This is a genomic window from Paenibacillus brevis (genome assembly GCF_018919145.1).
Classification (GTDB): Bacteria; Bacillota; Bacilli; order Paenibacillales; family Paenibacillaceae; genus Fontibacillus; species Fontibacillus brevis.
In genome coordinates, this window is sequence record NZ_JAHLQJ010000006.1 from 134,673 (window position 1) to 152,378 (window position 17,706).

General features: G+C 49.7%; 11 protein-coding genes. 6 read left to right on the forward strand and 5 right to left on the reverse strand.

Features of this window, described 5'->3' with window-relative positions:
• The first annotated feature begins 107 nt into the window (after positions 1 to 107).
• From recQ to KQJ23_RS08685, 4 genes are all read left to right on the forward strand, one after another.
• On the forward strand, positions 108 to 1,934 hold the full coding sequence (gene recQ, locus KQJ23_RS08675) for a DNA helicase RecQ (protein WP_430522290.1): 1,827 nt from the start codon (positions 108 to 110) through the stop codon (positions 1,932 to 1,934).
• 10 nt (positions 1,935 to 1,944) lie between these two features.
• Positions 1,945 to 3,765 (forward strand): B12-binding domain-containing radical SAM protein, encoded by a 1,821-nt coding sequence (locus KQJ23_RS08680; RefSeq protein ID WP_216478450.1) that lies wholly within the window; start codon positions 1,945 to 1,947, stop codon positions 3,763 to 3,765.
• 14 nt (positions 3,766 to 3,779) lie between these two features.
• Positions 3,780 to 3,911: a hypothetical protein gene (locus KQJ23_RS23935; protein WP_283571162.1), complete on the forward strand. Its 132-nt coding sequence runs from the start codon at positions 3,780 to 3,782 to the stop codon at positions 3,909 to 3,911.
• A gap of 222 nt (positions 3,912 to 4,133) precedes the next feature.
• Positions 4,134 to 9,626 (forward strand): HAMP domain-containing protein, encoded by a 5,493-nt coding sequence (locus KQJ23_RS08685; protein WP_216478451.1) that lies wholly within the window; start codon positions 4,134 to 4,136, stop codon positions 9,624 to 9,626.
• 117 nt (positions 9,627 to 9,743) lie between these two features.
• On the opposite strand, the gene KQJ23_RS08690 is transcribed toward KQJ23_RS08685, so the two are convergent.
• The 3 genes from KQJ23_RS08690 to mnmL are packed head-to-tail and all read right to left on the reverse strand — an operon-like array spanning position 9,744 to position 12,243.
• A complete protein-coding gene (locus tag KQJ23_RS08690; RefSeq protein WP_216478452.1) occupies positions 9,744 to 10,670 on the reverse strand; it encodes an alpha/beta hydrolase in 927 nt (308 codons plus the stop codon).
• Between the two features lie 38 nt (positions 10,671 to 10,708).
• On the reverse strand, positions 10,709 to 11,290 hold the full coding sequence (gene mnmM / locus KQJ23_RS08695) for a tRNA 5-(aminomethyl)-2-thiouridylate-methyltransferase MnmM (protein ID WP_216478453.1): 582 nt from the start codon (positions 11,288 to 11,290) through the stop codon (positions 10,709 to 10,711).
• A gap of 2 nt (positions 11,291 to 11,292) precedes the next feature.
• Positions 11,293 to 12,243, reverse strand: a complete 951-nt coding sequence (gene mnmL / locus KQJ23_RS08700; protein ID WP_216478454.1) for a tRNA modification radical SAM protein MnmL/YtqA — start codon at positions 12,241 to 12,243, stop codon at positions 11,293 to 11,295.
• Between the two features lie 486 nt (positions 12,244 to 12,729).
• Between mnmL and trmB the strand changes: the two genes are divergently transcribed.
• A complete protein-coding gene (trmB, locus tag KQJ23_RS08705; RefSeq protein WP_216478455.1) occupies positions 12,730 to 13,437 on the forward strand; it encodes a tRNA (guanosine(46)-N7)-methyltransferase TrmB in 708 nt (235 codons plus the stop codon).
• Between the two features lie 73 nt (positions 13,438 to 13,510).
• Here trmB and KQJ23_RS08710 read toward each other — a convergent pair whose 3' ends face one another.
• Together KQJ23_RS08710 and KQJ23_RS08715 are read right to left on the reverse strand one after the other, a co-directional pair.
• On the reverse strand, positions 13,511 to 14,659 hold the full coding sequence (locus KQJ23_RS08710; protein ID WP_216478456.1) for an MGDG synthase family glycosyltransferase: 1,149 nt from the start codon (positions 14,657 to 14,659) through the stop codon (positions 13,511 to 13,513).
• A 49-nt stretch (positions 14,660 to 14,708) separates the two neighbouring features.
• On the reverse strand, positions 14,709 to 15,239 hold the full coding sequence (locus KQJ23_RS08715; protein ID WP_216478457.1) for a phosphatase PAP2 family protein: 531 nt from the start codon (positions 15,237 to 15,239) through the stop codon (positions 14,709 to 14,711).
• Positions 15,240 to 15,930: 691 nt separating this feature from the next.
• Here KQJ23_RS08715 and KQJ23_RS08720 point away from each other — a divergent pair.
• Entirely contained in the window at positions 15,931 to 17,163 is a 1,233-nt protein-coding gene (locus KQJ23_RS08720; RefSeq protein ID WP_216478458.1) for a glycosyltransferase family 2 protein, read from the forward strand.
• The last annotated feature ends 543 nt before the right edge of the window (positions 17,164 to 17,706 follow it).

Sequence of the window (17,706 nt, forward strand, 5' to 3'; positions counted from 1 at the left end):
AGTTATATAATGATATAGAATTGGTTATTCAATGGAACTTTATGTATTTAGGATTCCTGAACATATGGCAAGGAGCTATGAGAAACGTGAATACACAGACTATAACGATGGAACAAGCGCAGCAATTGCTGCAAAAATATTACGGGTATCCCGATTTCCGTGAAGGACAGCGCAGGATCGTATCCAGCATGCTTCAGGGTACAGATACACTGGGCATTATGCCTACCGGAGGCGGAAAATCGATCTGCTACCAGATCCCTGCCTTGATCTATGAAGGGTTGACATTGGTCATTTCTCCGCTCATCTCTTTAATGAAGGACCAGGTAGATGCTCTGACGACCGCGGGAATTTCGGCTGCCTACATCAACAGCACCCTTTCAGGCAAAGAGGTGAACGAGCGGATCCGTGCCGCGAGGCAGGGAGCGCTTAAGCTGCTTTATGTTGCGCCCGAGCGGCTGGAGCTGGACTGGTTCAGGGAGGAAATGGCATCCGTCCGCATCGCATGCGTTGCGGTGGACGAAGCACACTGCGTATCCCAATGGGGACATGATTTCCGGACAAGCTATCTGGCGGTGGCTCCATTTGTGAACAGCCTGCCTAGCCGTCCTATACTTGCCGCCTTTACGGCTACGGCTACGCCGGAGGTGCAGGAGGATATGGTTGCACTGCTTCAGTTGCGTCAGCCCTCGGTGTTCATCACAGGACTTGGCCGTGATAATCTCGCCATGTCGGTGCTTCGAGGAGAGGATAAACGCGATTACATCCTGAATTATGCGGCGACACATGCCCATCAGCCTGGGATTATCTATGCGGCGACGCGCAAGGATGTGGATGATCTTTATGAGCGGCTGCGGCAATCCGGCATTCCGGCTGGCCGTTACCATGCAGGCTTGTCCGATCAGGAGCGGGACAGCAGCCAGGAGGCTTTTCTATATGATGATATTCGGGTTATGGTCGCTACGAATGCCTTCGGAATGGGGATCGATAAGTCCAATGTTCGATATGTGATTCACTACAACATGCCGAAAAATATGGAGGCCTATGTACAGGAAGCCGGTCGTGCAGGCCGGGACGGTGAGCCGAGCGAATGTATTCTGCTGTTCAGCCCGCAGGATATTATGACGCAGAAATTTCTGATCGAGCAGAATCCGCAGGAGGGTGAACGCAAGCATAACGATTACCGCAAGCTGCAGCAGATGGTGGAGTATTGTTATTCCCCGAATTGTTTGCGCTGGGGGATGCTGGATTATTTTGGAGAGAGTCATGACCGCACGCCTTGCGGAATTTGCAGCTCTTGCAGAGATGAGCGGGAGCTTGTCGACATGACTAGAGATGCTCAGATCGTCTTCTCCTGCATTCATAGAATGAGAGAAAGATTCGGCGTATCCCTGGTCGCCTCTGTGCTCAAGGGTTCCCGGAACAAGAAGGTGCTGCAATATGGATTTGATACATTGCCAACCTACGGAATGATGCCCCGTCGCAGTGAGCGGGAAATCGCCGAACTGATCAATGCGTTAATTGCCGAAGGCTACCTCGCCTTGTCGGAGGGGCAATATCCGATTGTCCGCTTGCAGCAGCCGGCGGGTGAGGTCCTGAAGGGACAGCGGCAAGTTATGCTGCGGGCCCTGGAGGAGACGACACGCGGTCAAAACGCAGCTGCAGGCGGATCCTCCCGTCGCAGAAGCAATTCCTATATTGACGAGAATTCAGCCGTCAATGAGACTGTATTCGAGCAGCTTCGTCTGATCCGGCGTGAGCTTGCGGAGAGGGAGCATGTTCCTTCGTACATTATCTTCAACGATGCTACCCTTCGGGAGATGTCAGCCGTCTGCCCGGCGACTGAATCGGAAATGCTGAGGATTAAAGGCGTCGGCGAAGTGAAATACCGGAAATATGGAAAGCTATTTCTGGAGTTTTTTCAAAATATGGAATAGGTCGTGAACTATGAAAGTCATCTTGTCCACCTTAAATGCCAAATATATTCATACCTCGCTTGCCATTCGATTATTGAAGGCATACAGCGGGCATGAGTTCGATATCGATCTGGCCGAGTATACGATTAAGGATCCCGTGCTTAATATCGTATCGGATTTATACCGGAAATCGCCGGATGTTATCGGGTTCTCCTGCTATATATGGAACATGGAAGAGACGATCAAAGTGACAGAAATGCTGAAAAAGGTGCTGCCGGACACGCTTATCGTGCTCGGCGGACCGGAGGTATCCTATGATGCTGAGGATTGGCTGAGCCGGATTCCGAGCGTCGACTTTATTGTCATGGGCGATGGTGAGGAGACCTTTCATCATTTGCTGCAGGAAATTTCCGGTACGAAGAAATATCATTTTGTATTTGGTGCGGCCTATCGGAAGGAAGGGCGCGTCGTCCTCAACCCGCCGCGTTCCAAATCCGATCTCAATACGCTGCCTTCACCGCATCGTTTTCCGGAGGATTTGCCGGACCTGGGCAAGCGGATCATCTATTTTGAGACAAGCAGGGGCTGTCCGTTCAGCTGCCAGTTCTGTCTGTCCAGTATCGAGGTTGGGGTGCGATATTACGATATTGAACGGGTCAAATCGGATATCCTGTATCTTATCGGACATGGGGCTAAAACGATCAAATTTCTGGATCGGACCTTTAATATCAACCGCAGCTACGCGATGGAAATGTTTGAATTCCTGATCCAAAATCATGGGGGCTGCGTATTCCAATTTGAAATTACGGCGGATATTATGCGTCCGGAAGTGCTTGACTATTTGGCTGAGCATGCGCCGCCAGGGATTTTCCGCTTTGAGATAGGCGTTCAATCCACGAATGATCCTACAAATGCCTTGGTGAAACGCAGACAGAATTTCTCCAAGCTGACCCGTACGGTGATGAAAATCAAAGAGAGCGGGAAGATTGACCAGCATTTGGATTTGATCGCGGGATTACCGGAGGAGGACTATGCCACCTTCCGCAAAACCTTCAATGATGTGTTTGCGATGCGTCCGGAGGAGCTGCAGCTTGGCTTCCTGAAGATGCTTCGGGGAACGGGGCTTCGTAAAGAGGCAGCTAAGTATGACTATGTATACATGGAGCATGCTCCATATGAGATTCTCAGCAACCATGTCATGTCGTTCGGGGACATTATCTCTCTCAAGCGATTGGAGGATGTGCTGGAGAAGTACTGGAACGCTCACCGGATGGACCATACACTGGAATACTTGATTACAGAGGAATTCGAGACACCGTTCGATTTCTTTCAGCAGTTCGGGGATTATTGGGAGGAGCAGGGCTGGCAGCGGATCGGCCATCAATTGGAGGATCTGTTTACCAGACTGTATGCCTTTTTGAATCGCCGCGGAATGAGACAGCCGGAGATTGTGCTGGGCTTGATGAAGCTGGATTATTATCTGGGCCACAAATATAAGCCCCGCAAAATCTGGTGGGACGACCGGACATCCAAGGAGGTTCGGTCCAGTTATTTCAAATGGCTGGAGCAACACCCGGAGGAAGTGTCCAGCCATTTTGCAGCGTTGAAGCTGGATGAGCGGGAATTGCAAAAGTGCGCTGTTATCGAGGAGCTTTCTTTTCATCCACTACAGCTCGAGCCGCAGGAGGAAAAGACGGCTGGGCAAAATGTACCTGTGCTGATGCTGGTGCTGTATCTCCAGCAGGGCAAGGATGAGAGGCCTGATGTCTTTTATACCGACATTGGCCCAAGTATGGAAAATGCCCAATCAAGAGGGCCTTCAGGGAATACTATAGGGTATACCTTAAATTGAAGGAGGAATTTTAGATGGGCGGAGTTGTAGGAGGAGTAGGCGCTGGTTGCGGTGGCGGCGGATATCCAGGAGCATGGACTTCCACTGGAGCCATTCTGGTATTGTTCATTCTCCTTGTCATCATTTCCAGAGCATTCTACCTGTAATACAGTATGAAAAACGGCCGTCCGTATTTCCGGGCGGCCGTTATTATTTTCTTTTGTAATTCCCGAGAAATAAATCCAGAATCGTCATGATTCAATGTCTAAAATTTTGGCTAATGATTACGTGGGAGTATATGCACATGGAGTCACAGAAATTGTAAACTCTTCAGCATATTCCAAGCATGAGTGAACTACATAAATGGATGAGATCGGGAGAGGATCAGGATGGCGGAAGAGTCAAAGAAGCCTGGAGCATCGACAGAGCGCGTCGATGAAGGAGAACTTCTGAATGCGCTGATGGCCCTGAAAAAGGGCGATTTTTCGTTTCGAATGCCGTATGATAAGACCGGTATTGCCGGAAAGGTATCAGATACGTTCAACGAGATCATGGACATGCAGGAGAGCCTGGTGAGTGAAATCGCAACCGTGTCGGAAATTGTGGGCAAGGAAGGCAAGCTCTCCAGAAGATTCAATCACAAGAATACCGGCGGCTCCTGGGAGCATGTCATTGAAGCTCTTAACCGGCTGGTCAGCGATCTGGTTCAGCCGACAGCAGAGGTTGCGCGCGTCATTAATGCGGTAGCACAAGGGGACTTGACTCAAAAGGTTGATGTTGAAGTAGAAGGCAGGCCGCTGACGGGAGAATATCTGCGGATAGCGAACAATATTAACATCATGGTGAATCAACTCAGCACCTTTGCCTCCGAGGTAACGCGGGTCGCCCATGAGGTCGGAACCGAAGGCAAGCTTGGCGGACAAGCTGATGTTAAAGGCGTCTCCGGTACCTGGAAGGTGCTCACGGACAGTGTTAACAATATGGCGGCTAATTTGACGAATCAGGTTCGTAACATCGCGGCGGTAACCACAGCTGTGGCGAACGGGGACTTGAGCAAACAAATTAAGGTAGATGCCAAGGGTGAAATCCTGGAGCTGAAGGATACTATCAATACGATGGTCGATCAGCTGTCGATGTTTGCCTCCGAGGTAACGCGGGTTGCTCGGGAAGTCGGAACCGAGGGCAAGCTTGGCGGACAGGCTGAGGTTAAAGGGGTCTCCGGCACCTGGCGAGATCTGACGGAGAGCGTAAATGACATGGCCTCCAATCTGACGGATCAGGTTCGGAATATCGCCGTGGTTACGACGGCGGTCGCAAACGGGGATCTCTCCAAGAAGATCACGGCCAATGTCCAGGGCGAAATTCTGGAATTGAAAATTACGATCAATACGATGGTGGATCAATTGTCGACCTTTGCCTCCGAAGTTACCCGGATGGCCCGGGAGGTCGGAACCGAAGGGATTTTGGGCGGACAGGCCGAGGTTACCGGGGTTGCGGGTACCTGGCGGGATTTGACCGAAACGGTAAATTACATGGCTTCTAACCTGACGAATCAGGTCCGGAATATTGCCGAGGTAACGACGGCGGTCGCCAAGGGCGATCTGTCCAAGCATATTACCGTAAATGCCAAGGGCGAAATTCTGGAATTAAAAAACACGATCAATATCATGGTCGATCAATTGTCGACCTTTGCCTCTGAGGTTACCCGGGTTGCCCGAGAGGTAGGTACCTTGGGCATGCTGGGCGGACAGGCTCAAGTACGGGGGGTTGCGGGTACCTGGCGGGATTTGACCGAAAGCGTTAATTACATGGCTTCGAATCTGACCAATCAGGTACGAAATATCGCCGTAGTTACAACGGCTGTCGCCAATGGGGATTTGTCCAAGAAGATTACGGCGGATGTTCAGGGCGAGATTCTGGAGCTGAAAAATACGATCAATACAATGGTGGATCAATTGTCGACCTTCGCCTCCGAAGTAACGCGTGTGGCGCTAGAGGTGGGTACCGAGGGCAAGCTGGGCGGACAGGCCGAGGTTAAAGGTGTTGGCGGCACCTGGCGGGATCTGACAGAGGGCGTAAATAACATGGCCCGGAATTTGACCGACCAGGTGCGGGGAATCGCCGAGGTTACGACAGCTGTTGCCAGAGGGGATCTGTCCAAGAAGATCACCGTCGATGCCAAGGGGGAAATTCTGGAGCTGAAGAACACGATGAACACGATGGTGGATCAGCTCAGTCTCTTTGCCTCCGAAGTGACGCGTGTGGCGCGTGAAGTCGGAACCGAAGGGAAGCTCGGTGCGCAAGCGGATGTTAAGGATGTATCGGGAACCTGGAAGGACCTTACCGATACCGTAAATACGATGACCAGCAACCTGACGATCCAGATGCGGAACATTGCGGGTGTGACGACGGCGGTGGCTAATGGAGACTTGTCCAAGCAGATCACCGTCGATGTTAAGGGGGAACTGCTGGAGCTGAAAAATACGATCAACACGATGGTGGATCAGTTGAATTCCTTTGCTTCGGAGGTGACCCGGGTATCCCGCGAGGTCGGTACAGACGGTAAGCTGGGCGGACAGGCTCAAGTAAGAGGGGTCGGCGGGATCTGGAAGGACCTCACCGACAATGTAAATCTTATGGCGGCCAACTTGACGGATCAGGTGCGGGGCATCGCCAAGGTCGTCACGGCGGTAGCGAATGGTAATCTGAAGCAGAAGCTGAATGTAGAGGCCAAGGGCGAGATCGCGGCATTGACCGACACGATCAACAATATGACCGATACGCTGGCGACCTTTGCTGACCAGGTTACTACCGTTGCCCGCGAGGTAGGTGCGGAAGGGAAGCTCGGCGGTCAGGCTAATGTACCTGGTGCTGCGGGAACCTGGCGAGATCTGACGGATAACGTTAATTATATGGCGAGCACGCTGACCTCACAGGTTCGGGCGATTACGACCGTCGCAACAGCCGTAACGAAGGGCGACCTGTCCCGAAGCATTGATGTAGCGGCTGCTGGTGAGGTTGCGGTTCTTAAAGATAATGTGAATGAGATGATTCGAAATCTGAAAGAGACAACGCGCATCAATACGGAACAGGATTGGCTGAAGACCAATCTGGCGAAGTTCTCCAGGTTGCTCCAAGGACAGAGGGATTTGAATGCGGTCTGCCGCATGATTCTGTCTGAGCTTGCTTCTCTGGTATCCATGCAGCATGGCGTCATTTATATTAATGAGCCGGTCGGCGGGGAACCGACATTGGCGCTATTCGCCAGCTATGCTTATCAGCACCGGAAGCATCTCTCGAATCAGTTCCGGGCCGGCGAAGGCTTGATCGGACAATGTCTCATCGAGAAGCAGCGTATTCTGCTTGCTAATGTGCCCGAAGATTATGTCATGATCTCGTCCGGACTCGGCGAGGCCTCTCCATTGAATATTGTGTTGCTTCCGATTCTGTTTGAAGATCAGGTGCTTGCGGTTATGGAGCTGGCTTCCTTCCGGGCGTTTACTCCAATCGATCTGGCCTTCCTGGATCAATTAACGGAATCGATCGGTATCGTCATGAATACACTTCAGGCTAACCGCCGCACGGAGGAATTGCTGAAGCAGTCTCAATCATTGACGGAAGAGCTTCAGAATCAGCAATTGGAATTGAAGGAGACGAACGAGGAGCTGGAGGATAAGGCGAAGCTTCTTGTCCTGCAGAAGGCGGAAGTGGAAAGTAAGAACAACGAGGTTGAAATTGCAAGACGGATTTTGGAAGAAAAGGCTGAGCAGTTGGCGCTTACGTCACGATATAAGTCCGAATTTTTAGCTAACATGTCTCACGAACTGCGCACGCCGCTTAATTCGCTGCTCCTGCTGGCAGAGCAATTGTCGGAGAACTCTGACCACAATCTGACCGATGAGCAGGTCAAATTTGCAAGAACGATTCAGGATGCGGGAATCGAGCTTTTGGAGCTGATTAATGATATTTTGGATTTATCCAAGATTGAGTCCGGTACAGTCACAGCGGATTACAGCGAGTTGAAGCTGAGCGAGATGAAGGACAGCCTGGAGCGAAGCTTCCTCCCTATGGTGGAAGACAAGAAGCTGAGCTTCGAGATCGAGGTAGGAGCTGAGCTGCCTGAGAAAATGGTTACAGATCCGAAGCGGCTGCAGCAGGTTCTGAAGAATCTGCTCTCGAATGCTTTCAAATTTACCGAAGCCGGACAGATCCTCCTGAAAATCAGCAAAGCAGCAAGCGGCTGGGGAGCAGGCAGCGAGAAGCTGAATCGGGCCAAGGAGGTTATTTGCTTCTCGGTCAGTGATACAGGGATCGGTATTCCAGTGGACAAGCAGGCCATTATTTTTGAGGCGTTCCAGCAAGTTGACGGCAGCACCAGCCGCCAATATGGCGGCACAGGGCTTGGCCTTGCGATCTCCCGTGAAATTGCCGCGCTGCTAGGCGGAGAGATTACGCTGTACAGCGTGGTGGATAAGGGCAGCGTATTTAATCTATATCTGCCTCTATACAGTGATGTGCCTGGCCGTGAGCCGGCAGCCGCTGAGGAAGCAGCAGATGACGGCTCTTCTAAATATGTTCCCGAGGTCATTGATGTGACACCGCGTGAGCCAAAGCGCAGCTCGAGCTCCAAGGAGGAGCGGGTGATCATAGATGACAGGGATCATATTGAGGATGGCGATCTTGTGTTTTTGGTTATTGAAGATGATTTGAAATTCTGTGAGATTTTGATGGATATATTACATCGAAAAGGAATTAAGGCTGTAGTAACTCCACGGGGAACCGGTGCGTTGGAACTGGCGCAGAAATACCGCCCTCATGCCATTACTCTTGACCTCCGGCTAAAGGATATTGACGGGCGGCTGGTTATTGAGCAACTGAAGAATGATCTGAGCGTGCGCCATATTCCGATCTGTGTCATTACGGTGGAAGAGGAAGAGATTCCATTGCGGCAGAAGGGAGTGTACGATTACATCTCCAAACCGGTGAACAGTGAGGAACTGGAGAGCAAGCTGGATCAGCTTAAGGAATTTTCGCGGAAAAATGTACATCGTCTGCTTATCGTAATGAGTCAAGGAGAACAGCTTCAAGAGAGCGTTCAGTTCCTCGGGCATAACGATGTGGAGATTGTCTTGGCAGATACAGGCCGCAAGGCGCTAAGACAAATTCGAAGCACCCGTTTCGATACGATCCTGCTGGATAACGATCTGAAGGATATGGATGCTCTGGACCTGATCCATGAGATCCATAAGCATATGCATAACAAATCGGTTCCGATTATTCTATATCGTAATCGGAAGTGGACGGCTGAGCAGGAGACCCGGCTGGAGGAATTGATACGTATCTCGGTCATCAAGGAAGTGAAGAATCAAATGCAGATGATGGATGAAGTGAGCCTCTTCCTGCATAGCGTATATGAGAATCTCCCCGATGAATCCCGGGAGAAGCTAGTGAAACTTCATGAATCCGATGAGATGATTCAGTCGAAGCAGGTACTGGTTGTAGATGATGATATCCGGAACATTTTTGCGCTGACCACCATTCTGGAGCGCCACAATATGCAGGTCACTTCTGCCGAGAATGGTCAGGAGGCTATACAAATACTTGAGAGCCATCCGCAGATCGAGATTGTTCTGATGGATATTATGATGCCGATTATGGATGGATATGAGACAACGCGGGCTATTCGGAGCAATCCGAAATTCCGTGATTTGCCGATTATCGCATTGACGGCGAAGGCGATGGCAGGGGACCGAGAGGCTTGTCTGGAGGCCGGAGCTTCCGACTATATCACGAAGCCTGTGAACAGCGCCCAGCTTCTTTCCATGATCCGCAGCTGGCTTGACCGGCCGCAGAAGACGGAGGATTCCGAGGCTTCGGAATAAATAATGATCCTATATGAACTAAATTAAAGTTTGTATAGTTCAATTTATACAGAAAAACGGCGACACCGGGGATAGACCGGGTGTCGCCGTTTTGTAATGCAGGTATTGATCCGCTGATCATAACAGATGCTTGTTGATCCAATCAATACAGTCCTGTGTAACCTCGTCACGGTTGATTTCGTTCAGCATTTCATGGCGCCCTTCGGCGTACAGCTTGAGCTGCACATCCCGGATGCCCTTCCGGACGTACATTTCTGCAAGCCGCTTGGGACCTGCGCCATAGAGTCCAACAGGATCACTGCCTCCGCCAAATATGTATACTGGCTTATCTTTAGGAATAAGGGAGAGCTTGCTATTCTTATGAATCTCCCGAAGAAGGGAGAACATGCTGCTGAAGAAGCCCGCGCTGCAGATGAAGCCGCACATCGGGTCATCGATGTATTTATCCACTTCCGCCTCGTCCCGGGATAACCAGTCAAATGGAGTTCTCATCGGCAAGAAACGCTTATTGAAGCTTCCGAAAGTAATAGCGTTCATCAATAGACTTGGATGCTGAGAACCTTGGAGCTTGCATTGAAGTGCTGCAAGCTGTTGTCCAAAGGACAGCAGACCGCGGGGGCCGTTCGTTCCGGACAGGAGAAAGCCGTGATAAGCCTCAGGTGCTTCATACATGACTTTCTGAGATAGGAAGGAGCCCATGCTGTGTCCGAGGAGGAACAGGGGCAAACCAGGGTAGCGTGCAGAGATCAGTTTGCCTAACGAGATCATATCCCGGGCCATGCCGTTAAATCCGTCTTCCCCCGGCCACCCCAGCTCCTCCGGCGTTCCGGCTGTTTTTCCATGACCCCGATGATCATTCGCATAGACGACAAAGCCGGCTTCAGTCAGGGCAAGTGCGAAACGTTGATATCTGGCCGCTGTCTCGCTCATCCCATGCGCAATTTGGATAATGCCTCGGATACGTCCAGAGTCCGCAGGCAGCCAGCGATAGACAAATACATCATGCCCGGTATCGTTGGCGAAGGTAAAGGTTTCTTCCCGCATGCTCCACACTCCCTCCAGATCGGGTTAATAATTGAGTCTTACTTTTTTTCAACGGCGATTAAGTAAGGTGAATCCGGCTTTTGCAGCTGACGATACATCAATGCCTGCCCTCTGCCTTGCGATAGAGCCGCCGCCCATCCTTCTACTTTTTCCGCTTCCTCCCGGCCTCCGGAATGCCCCGGATAGAGAACGGCAGTGAGGACTCCTCTAGGCCTCAGCAGCTCCAGAGCCTGATCAAGGGCAGGAATGGTACTGTGAGGGCTCGTGATCACGGCTTGATCGGCTCCAGAGGCCGGCAAATAGCCTAAATTGAACATAACGGCACCTACCTTGCCATGCGTCTCAAGGGGAAGCGCAGCCCCCATATCGGCATGGCTCTTTAACAGCAAGGTAACAGGCGAGAGTCGAAGCGTAGTTTCTTTATCTAGTCTGGTCTGGGTAAGCTGAAGGGCCTGCGGCTGAATATCGAAGGCGTACACATGGCCGCGTGCCCCGCATATTCCGGCCAGGAATAGGGTATCGGCTCCTGTGCCGGCCGTGGCATCCACAGCGGATTCTCCCGGCTGCAGGCGCTCACTCACCAGTTTATGCGCAAAACTGAGAACGGATTGAAAACCCATGCTTAGCCCCTCCAGTATTTCCCTTGCCAGGTATCACGCCGCTTCAGTTCATCATCAATGGCATTGAGCACTTCCCACTTCTTAAGGCTCCACATCGGGCCGATCAGAAGATCTCTTGGAGCGTCGCCCGTCAACCGATGCACAATCATTTCCGGAGGAAGGAACTCAAGGGTATCGACAATCAATTTCACATATTCGTCCTGCTCCAGGAAACGAAGCAAGCCTGCTTCATATTGCTTGACCATCGGGGTCTTGCGCATCAGATGGAGCAGATGGATCTTGATTCCCTGTACATCCATATTGGCAACGGCCCGGCCGGTCTCCAGCATCATTTCATGACTCTCCTGAGGCAGTCCGTAAATGATATGAGTACAGACGCGAATGTTATGCTTGCGCAGCTTCTCTACGGCATCCAGATAGCACTGGGTATCATGCGCACGGTTAATCAGGGTGGACGTTGACTCGTGAATGGTCTGCAATCCCATTTCTACCCACAGATAAGTACGCTCGTTCAACTCGGCCAGGTATTCAACAACATCATCCGGCAGACAATCCGGACGGGTTGCTATGGATAAGCCTACAACACCCGGCTGCTCCAGGATGGCTTCATAGTATTCCCGTAATTCCTCCACCGGAGCATAGGTGTTGGTATAGGCCTGGAAATATCCAATGTATTTGGCATGGGGCCACTTCAAATGCTGGCGGTCCCGAATCGTGTTGAACTGCGTTACCAGGTCGTCCCGGCGGCTTCCTGCAAAATCGCCGGAGCCGCGGGCGCTGCAAAATGTGCAGCCTCCTTTAGCGATGGAACCGTCCCGATTGGGACAGGTGAATCCGGCATCGAGCATGACTTTAAATACTTTATCGCCAAATTGTTCCCGCATTTCGGTGTTCCAGGTATGAAACCGTTTATCGCTCCACAATAAAGGGGCGGAAGGTTGTAATGTACTCATCGTTTCTCCTTAGTCCATGATGGATGTAATATAGTTGTCACATTTAAGGGTTTTTCAGTTTGAAAACCTAAAAAGCCTTGCGTTATGCGTATTCCATGGATTCATTGTACCAAAAAAACAATAAAAAGTGGAACTATGGGCAGGAGCATTTCTTGCGGCTAATGACATATTATGCTATTTTTAAAATACCTAAAATTTGTTTGGACCCCAATTCCAATAAATCGAAGAAGGAATCCCAGCCCGTCTCCCCGGCGGCACCGGATTCCTTCTTCACTTTTTAGAGGTTATTCACAAAGTCATCTTTTGATCACGAAGAGTTTCAAGAAGTTGATTCAACATCGAATCTTGCGTTCACCCCCGAAGTCCGAGCGGATGCTCACGAGCATGCTTTCCTTTGGAAGCATTTCTTTATACGGAAATACTCTTTACAATTGGGCCGAACTTCGGCACAATGTTTCAGTAACTACTTGAAGGTGGAGGAATAAGATGCGTTTACGCGGCAGAAAAGGAATCCGTGAGGAGCTGGAGCAGCAACAGGATATCGTTGTTCTTGATCCCCGGGCATATAAGGGAAAATGGGCGCAGGTGTTTGGTGATGACCGGCCGCTCTATATTGAGCTGGGCATGGGCAAAGGACAATTTGTCAGCGGCATGAGCATCAAGCATCCTGCGTGTAATTTTGTAGGCATGGATATGTACGATGAGCTCATTCGGCGCGCAAGCGAGAAGGTGCGTTCGATCTGGAGCGGGACTCCGGAAGGAGAGCCTGCAAATGTGAGACTGGCCTTAGGAAATATTGAATCGATAGAGGAGTTTTTTGCCCCCGGAGAGGTTTCGAGGATCTATCTTAATTTTAGCGACCCATGGCCGAAGAAGAAGCATGCCCGGAGACGCCTTACGCATCCGCGCTTTTTGGACAAATATTGTTCGCTGCTGAATCAACAAGGGGAGATTCACTTTAAGACCGACTCCCGCGAATTGTTTGAGTTCTCGCTGAATGCTTTTGCGGCTAAGGGACTTCAGATGAGCAATATATCTCTGAATCTCCATAAGGACGGCATCAATGAACAGCATGTTATGACGGAGTATGAGAGCAAGTTCTCCAAGCAGGGAATGCCGATCTATCGTTGTGAAGTGAAGATAGGGGAAGCGGCGCTCGAGGACTATCATCGGACAAAAATGGAAGAGTTCTAAAATTAGCCATCAACCATACAGGGGCCATCCAAGAGCAGATTGAATGATCTGCTTTCGGATGGCCCCTGTTGATTTAGTTATTCTTCTCTGTTAAGAAAGGATGACGCTCGATAAGTTCGATGATAGCTTGAGCGCTCTGCATCGGATAATAGCTGGCGATCCGGTCAAGCATCTCCGCGCGTTCACGGACGACTTCATCGTAATGATTCATCAGTCTATGAATCCAGGCTGTGATATCATCCAGCGAACTGATCGGTGTGCCCCAGCCTTGAGATGTAAAGTACTGTGAGTTTTCTTCCTCCTGGCCTGGAAGCGGCTTGTGGAACAGCATTGGAATGGCTTTAGCCAATCCCTCGGAGCAGGTCATGCCGCCGGGCTTGGTTACCAGCAGGTCGGACACCTCCATCAGCTTATCAATTTCACGGGTGAACCCGAGTAAATGAATGTGCGGATGGATAAAGCGCGGATCCTTCCTCATCTTTTCCAATGATTTCGTATTGCTGCCAAAGCAGAAAATAATCTGAATTTGTTCTCGAAAGGAAGCTAGGTGGGCATTAACCGCCTCGTCCTTCATGAATCCCCAGCCCCCGCCCATAACCAGTACAGTAGGCATCTCCTTCAAGCGAAACTGCTCAAGAATATCACTTTTCTGATGACGTTCCCAGAAGTTCGGATGAACGGGAATACCTGTAATTCTGATTTTGTGGTCTTCAACCCCGCGCTCGAGCAGCTTCTGTCTCACTTGCTCGGTAGAGACTAAGTAGCTGTTCACCTCAGGGCTAATCCAGGTTCCATGAGCATCGTAATCGGTGATCACCGTAGCTAGCGGCACATCAAGCAGATCAAGCCGCTTGATCCGGGAGATAATTGCACTTGGAATCGGATGCGTGCATACAATGACTTCCGGATGGAGCTGCTTGATGATTTGTATTGTATCTGTGTAAAACATTCGATGAAGAGCAAGCGTCGTCAACCGGTTCAGTGATTTTTTATAATTGCTTCTATACATCATTCGTATTAACCGTGGTTGCGTAGAGACCGTTTTTTTATAGGCGGTAATAATAATCGGTGCCATCCGGGGGTTCAAGAAGCTTCCCAGCTCCATGACTTTCGTCTGCACCTGTGGCGAAACTCTGCGTAAACTGCTTGATAGCGCATACGCCGCCTGCGTGTGCCCGGCTCCAAACCCTTCGGATAGAAGCAAGACTCTTTGTTTTTGCACTTAGTTTCACCTTTTCCTGCAAGGTTTTCCTACCCCTACAATATCCCCTTTAAGGCCATAATGCAACCGTGCTAAGTGCGACAGCAGAGCCGATTATGCCTCCTGCAAGCACGTCTGAAGGATAGTGCAGACCGAGGTAAATCCGCGATATTCCAACGATCACAGCGATTGGTGCCAGAATGAGTGCGAGTAAAGGTTGGGTGGAAATAAAAGGAACAGTAATAGAAAAAATGGCTGTCGTATGCCCTGACGGAAAGGAGTGATCTGTCAGCGGATTACGGAATGTATTCGTTCCCGGAAGCGTCAGGTAAGGACGAACCCGGGGATAGATTTTCTTCGCCAAAGCAACAGGAATATGGCTGGCTGCAAGCGCGGCAAAAGCCTGCAATCCCGTTCTGCTCCACACCGGCGAAGGGGCGAAGTACCAAATGGCCAGAGTTGATAGTATCGTGAACCAAGCTCCTCCCAAGTGGGTCAGATGATATAGCCAGAAATTAAGGAAGCTGCGGTGCAGCCTGCCGTTGATTCCAACGAATAGCCGTTGATCAAGCTCGATAAGTTTTTGAAACAATCTAGTCATGGGAATATCCCTCCGCGTTTGGTGTGCCGCACGTACGGCCTTGACTGCCGCTGAAGCCTCATTTCAACGCAGCGATGGCAATATGGGTTGATTATAAAAGACATTTTTATCAAAAAGGTATCATAATTTTTAATTCTGCTTGAGTTAATATACCCTTTTTTTGATTTCTTGTGAATCAATCCTTTGAAGTTCTTGCTGTCCTGATTCAAATATTATCAAACAAGTTTAAAGGAAATTGATGTGTTGTGTAAACATTTTTACCCCAATCTTCGTTTGTAGTAAATAGAGAGCGTAATAAACATTTACAAAACGCTGATTTTTTTTCGAACGAAGGGGGGACTAAAGAAATAAAAAGAGCTAAAACTGATGAAAATAGGAAAGAATCGCAGCGAACATGATGGATGCCCCTGCTTGGAGGTAAATGCGCTGACTTCTGCTTATTTTAAGGGCAAGCAAGCTTTTACACCGGTTTGACAAATAGTGAAAAGTCATGGAAAATCGTTAAAGCGTTGAAAGAGAAATATTTTATTTTCAGTGCTGAACGCTGCTTTCCCCAGGCTGCTAAGCAACGAACAAGGTTCAGGGTCATGAAAAAAATGTACAGAGAAAAAAAGGGTCAACAAGAAACTCCGTAAGGCAAAGAGAGACAAAAAACAAGAATTTGTAGGAGTTTAAAGGGGGTACAGAAAACATGTTTAACACGATCATTATTGTATTGCAGGTGCTGCTCGCTGTAGTCGGAGTGTATCAGTTCGCTTTGTCACTGTTCGGCATGTACAGGAAAAAGAAAAAAGTGGTCCACGATCCTTCCAAATCTTTCGCTGTGCTCGTAGCGGCGCATAATGAGGAACAGGTTGTCGGTGCTTTAATGGAAAACCTAAAGAATTTGAACTATCCGAAAGAACTGTACGATGTGTTTGTGATATGCGATAACTGTACAGATTCAACTGCTGAAATTGTTAGAAGCCACGGGATGAATGCCTGTGTACGCGTTAACCCGAATCTGCGGGGGAAGGGCTATGCAATTGAGTGGATGCTGAAGCAACTCTGGAAGATGCCGCGCCAATATGACGCAGTTGTTATGTTTGACGCTGACAATCTGGCGCATCCAGACTTTCTGCGCGAAATGAACAATGATCTTTGTTCCGGCGCCCGGGTCATTCAAGGCTACATTGATACGAAGAATCCGGAGGATTCCTGGATCACTGCGTCGTACGGGATCTCTTACTGGTACTGCAATCGTCTCTGGCAGCTTTCCCGGCATAATCTGGGGATGGCCAACTTTCTAGGCGGTACAGGGATGTGTTTTGAAACCGAGCTTCTTAAGGAAATTGGCTGGGGGGCTACCAGTCTTGTTGAGGACTTGGAGTTCACCATGCGCTGCGTGAAGCGCGGCATCTATCCCGTGTTTAATTATGATGCGAAGCTGTTTGACGAGAAGCCGCTCACCTTTAAGGCTTCTGCACGTCAACGTCTGCGGTGGATGCAGGGACATTTCACGGTAGCTCGAAGATATTTCTTCCCGCTGCTGTGGAGAAGCCTGAAAGAGCGCAGCCTGATCAAGCTGGACATGGCGCTGTATGGCGTTAACGTCTATATCGTACTGCTGACATTCCTGCTCACCGCCTTGATCTGGGTAGATCAAACGATCTTTGGCGGACCGAATTTTGATACGTTGTACTCGAACTTCCCATTATGGATTTCCTTTGTAGCCATTGCAGCGAATGTGTTCATTTTCCTGGCGGCGATGGCATTGGAAAAGGTAACATACAAGAAAGTGTATGCTTATCTGGTGCTGTTCCCGATCTATTTGCTGTCTTGGTGGCCGATCACGTTCTATGCGTTCTTCACGCAGAACAACAAGCAGTGGAGTCATACGCAGCATACTCGCGTAGTCCGCCTAGAAGAAGTCCAAAAAGGGTAGAGGTAACTTAATTATCGACTTTTGATCACGAAGTAAACTCAAGTAGCATATTCGGCGTCGAATCTTGAACTCAGCCTGGGTCTTCCGTTGCTCACGTAGGTTTTGCCTACGCTCCGCTCCTCAGACCCAGGCTTTATTCAACCTTCTCGGTGCTGAAAAGCCGATAATTAAGTCTTTATTGAGAGGTACCTTAACAAGGAACTTTGATCACGAAGCAGACTCTAAGAGGACTATTCGGCATCGAATCTTGAACTAGCCAGGGCCTTGCGGTGCTCACGTAGGTTTTGCCTACGCTCCGCTCCTCAGTCCCTGGCTTCGTCCAACCTTCTCGGTGCTGAAAGTCCCTTTTTTAAGTTTATGTTTGGAAGGGTAGCTTAATTATCGACTTTTGATCACGATGTAAACTCAAGCAGCATATTCGGCGTCGAATCTTGAATTCAGCCTTCTTGGTGCTGAAAAGCCGATAATTAAGTCTTTATAAATAGGCGTTAGAAACGGATTTGATGCTGAACATTTGTATGGAATATCGTATAAAAGTCATCG

Coding starts and splice junctions, on each gene's coding strand:
- trmB (WP_216478455.1), top strand. CDS start 12,730: ATGCGTTTACGCGGCAGAAAAGGAATCCGTGAGGAGCTGGAGCAGCAA.
- mnmM (WP_216478453.1), bottom strand. CDS start 11,290: ATGGGTTTTCAATCCGTTCTCAGTTTTGCGCATAAACTGGTGAGTGAG.
- KQJ23_RS08690 (WP_216478452.1), bottom strand. CDS start 10,670: ATGCGGGAAGAAACCTTTACCTTCGCCAACGATACCGGGCATGATGTA.
- mnmL (WP_216478454.1), bottom strand. CDS start 12,243: ATGAGTACATTACAACCTTCCGCCCCTTTATTGTGGAGCGATAAACGG.
- recQ (WP_430522290.1), top strand. CDS start 108: ATGGAACAAGCGCAGCAATTGCTGCAAAAATATTACGGGTATCCCGAT.
- KQJ23_RS08720 (WP_216478458.1), top strand. CDS start 15,931: ATGTTTAACACGATCATTATTGTATTGCAGGTGCTGCTCGCTGTAGTC.
- KQJ23_RS23935 (WP_283571162.1), top strand. CDS start 3,780: ATGGGCGGAGTTGTAGGAGGAGTAGGCGCTGGTTGCGGTGGCGGCGGA.
- KQJ23_RS08715 (WP_216478457.1), bottom strand. CDS start 15,239: ATGACTAGATTGTTTCAAAAACTTATCGAGCTTGATCAACGGCTATTC.
- KQJ23_RS08680 (WP_216478450.1), top strand. CDS start 1,945: ATGAAAGTCATCTTGTCCACCTTAAATGCCAAATATATTCATACCTCG.
- KQJ23_RS08685 (WP_216478451.1), top strand. CDS start 4,134: ATGGCGGAAGAGTCAAAGAAGCCTGGAGCATCGACAGAGCGCGTCGAT.